This window comes from Pseudomonas lundensis, from assembly GCF_002269125.1.
Classification (GTDB): Bacteria; Pseudomonadota; Gammaproteobacteria; order Pseudomonadales; family Pseudomonadaceae; genus Aquipseudomonas; species Aquipseudomonas lundensis_A.
In genome coordinates this window covers 1-2,736 of the sequence record NZ_NQKI01000078.1, presented here as the reverse complement: position 1 = coordinate 2,736, position 2,736 = coordinate 1, and the positions used below count along the sequence as shown (strand labels likewise).

Genomic DNA, 2,736 nt, shown 5'->3' with positions numbered 1-2,736 from the left:
CGTTTTGAGCAAATAGCGCTGCGTGCCGTGCAAATTACGACTTGCCGCCGCCGCGCAGCAAGTTGATCGGAGCATCCTTAGCATATTCGGGAGGCGTAAACAAACTGTGTGGCCGCCCGCGCACTTCCTCCAGGGAATAACCAAGGAGATCAAGGAAGTTCTTGTTCGCGCGCAGAATCTTGCCTTGAAGATCGAATTCAATCACGGCCTGTGTCTGCTCAATTGCCTCAATGACATCGAAAGCACGGTTCTTGCGGAACAGATTGAACATGATTTCCCCTGGGGCTCTATGAAGTTTCAGCCCTCATAATAACGGCTGCCTTAATATAATCTTGAATGCAGAAAAGGCTGTTTGAATCGCCCCGAACCTCTCAGGTTCCCGATGTTACCGACCTTCGAGTAAGTGCCGATATGTCGGAAACCAAGCGGCTTGCGCAGCGCGCGCCCGGTGCTGGCTGGTATACGCGAACCGGCAACGTGGTTTTCCCGAACCGCCACCAAATACGGATAAGCGCAGGATTGCCGCGATGCGCTGCCCTCTCTCTTCGACGGTTGAGCCCCCCCTTAAGAGAGCTCGCTGCTTGGGTAACGACTAGAGCCTAGATAGCTTGGATTGATGAAGCCTCTTCAAGCTGTACCCTTAGGATTTTCGATCGACATGGCCACCTCAGATTGAACGCTGATTTACACGTGCCATGAGCTGTTCGGCGCTTTCCTTGCGTTCGGAGTACCGGTCGACCAGAAACGCCTTTCGGTCGCGCAACAGTAGAGTGAACTTCACCAGTTCTTCCATTACATCGACCACTCGGTCATAAAACGGCGAGGGTTTCATACGGCCAGCATCGTCAAATTCCATGTAGGCCTTTGGCACCGAAGACTGATTCGGAATAGTAAACATGCGCATCCAGCGACCCAGGACACGCAGCTGGTTGACTACATTGAAGGACTGCGAACCACCACAGACCTGCATAACCGCGAGTGTCTTGCCCTGTGTCGGACGAACTGCGCCAAGAGCTAAGGGAATCCAGTCGATCTGGGCCTTAAACACGGCCGACATTGCCCCATGCCGCTCTGGCGAGCACCACACTTGACCTTCGGACCACAGCACCAAGTCGCGCAACTCCTGCACTTTGGGGTGGTCGACGGGAACATCGTCGGGCAGCGGTAAGCCCGAGGGATCAAAAAGGCGGGTTTCGGCGCCGAAGTGCTCCAGCAGCCGCGCAGCTTCTTCCACCAGCAGCCGGCTGAACGAGCGTTCGCGGGTCGAACCGAAAAGTAGCAAGATGCGAGGCTTGTGTTCGCTTTCTCGCGGCATTGTTTGCGCGTCTTCGAACAGGGAAAGGTCAAGGTTAGGTAAGAGATCTGTCATATCTGCTCCTGCTTAGAGACTGCTGATTTTGTCCAGCTCACGTTTGAGTTCGTCGCGGCTAAGGCTGTCAAAGGGAAGCGCAAGGAAGGCTTTGCAGCGTAACTCGATGCGCGCCAGGGTGGTGAGGAAGGCAATGTCGATGGCAGCTTCGTCCCCCACTACATCGGAGGGGTCTTCCAGCCCCCAATGGGATTTCAGCGCAGGCCCGAAATACACCGGGCAGTTTTCGCCAGCGGCCTTGTCGCACACGGTAATGACGATATCCGGCAGATTGTCCACAAAGGCGTCATTGCTCTTGCTGCTCAATCCCTCAGTGGAAATACCGGCCTGCTGCAGGGTGGTCAGGCTACGAGGCAGCACTTGCCCTTTTGGAAAACTCCCGGAACTCACCGCTTCGAATCCCTGCGGTGCCAGGTGGTTGAACAGCGCTTCCGAGAGAATGCTGCGGCAGCTATTGGCCGTGCACATAAACAGAACTCGCATGGATTGCTCCTTAAACTTTTGCAGATTTCAATGGCGCCAGCACACGCTCTCCCGTAGCAGCGCATGCCGCAACAACAGTGTTGTGGCAAGACTGCAAATCGGGGTGATATACGGGCTCAGGTTGTAGCTGATGATGTTGGTGTAGATGATCAGCAACAGGCCACATCACGCACAGGGCGACCGTCCATGTTCTGCAAGCGGGAAGTGTTGTTTTGCAGCCACTGCATGTTGGCTTGCAACGTCACTTGCAGCATTTCGTGCACCCAGGCTGGAAGATCCGGATTGAGACGGTAATAAACCCACTGCCCCTGGCGGCGCCCCAGCAGCAGGCCACTGCTGCGTAACTGGGCGAGGTGGCGGCTGATTTTCGGCTGGCTCTCGTCCAGAGCACACATTAGTTCGCAGACGCATAATTCACCCTGATTGGCGATAAGCAAGGTAGCGCGGACGCGGGTTTCGTCAGCCAAGCTCTTGAACACATCGGGAGGAACAATCATGACCATGACCATTTACATGTGGGAAACCGAATATACGTATATCCATATTAGCAATGCAAATTATTTATCAAGCAGGTGAGCCTGCTATCGGACGACTTGTTGAAACAGTCCCCGTGCTTTGCGCAGTAGTAAAGTACGCGCTTGAGATTGAAACCTTTATTCAACGGAAAGATTGCCAGGCTGAGATTTCACGTAGCAGCGCGCACATAAGGCGCTTTGTGCAGCCCGTATGTGAGCAATCTGGCATGGCCAACTTTTTCAACTGAATCGGCCAATTTGAGCCATTCAGCAAGTGCGCCGAAAACGGAGGTGTAGTGGTCAACTAATCCCGGACACGACGTTAAGTTTTTTCTCGGCCTGAGCCGGCGTTAGCCCGCCATTAAATTG

Annotated in this window: 4 protein-coding genes; all 4 read right to left on the bottom strand. The window is 54.2% G+C overall.

Annotated elements, in window-relative coordinates; genetic code table 11:
* Nucleotides 1–34: 34 nt before the first annotated feature.
* Complete coding sequence (locus CJF39_RS22450; protein WP_212555999.1) at nt 35–271, bottom strand: PAS domain S-box protein; 237 nt, start codon at nt 269–271, stop codon at nt 35–37.
* Nucleotides 272–667: 396 nt separating this feature from the next.
* A complete protein-coding gene (gene arsH, locus CJF39_RS22445; protein WP_094995354.1) occupies nt 668–1,369 on the bottom strand; it encodes an arsenical resistance protein ArsH in 702 nt (233 codons plus the stop codon).
* A gap of 12 nt (nt 1,370–1,381) precedes the next feature.
* Nucleotides 1,382–1,852 carry an arsenate reductase ArsC gene (locus CJF39_RS22440; RefSeq protein ID WP_094995353.1) on the bottom strand — a complete coding sequence of 157 codons (471 nt, stop codon included), beginning with the start codon at nt 1,850–1,852 and terminating at the stop codon, nt 1,382–1,384.
* 149 nt (nt 1,853–2,001) lie between these two features.
* A complete protein-coding gene (locus CJF39_RS22435) occupies nt 2,002–2,349 on the bottom strand; it encodes a metalloregulator ArsR/SmtB family transcription factor (protein ID WP_094995355.1) in 348 nt (115 codons plus the stop codon).
* Nucleotides 2,350–2,736 lie beyond the last annotated feature (387 nt).

What these genes read in the sequence shown, in the direction of transcription:
- CJF39_RS22450 (WP_212555999.1), bottom strand. Translation starts at nt 271, where the DNA reads ATGTTCAATCTGTTCCGCAAGAACCGTGCTTTCGATGTCATTGAGGCA.
- arsH (WP_094995354.1), bottom strand. Translation starts at nt 1,369, where the DNA reads ATGACAGATCTCTTACCTAACCTTGACCTTTCCCTGTTCGAAGACGCG.
- CJF39_RS22440 (WP_094995353.1), bottom strand. Translation starts at nt 1,852, where the DNA reads ATGCGAGTTCTGTTTATGTGCACGGCCAATAGCTGCCGCAGCATTCTC.
- CJF39_RS22435 (WP_094995355.1), bottom strand. Translation starts at nt 2,349, where the DNA reads ATGATTGTTCCTCCCGATGTGTTCAAGAGCTTGGCTGACGAAACCCGC.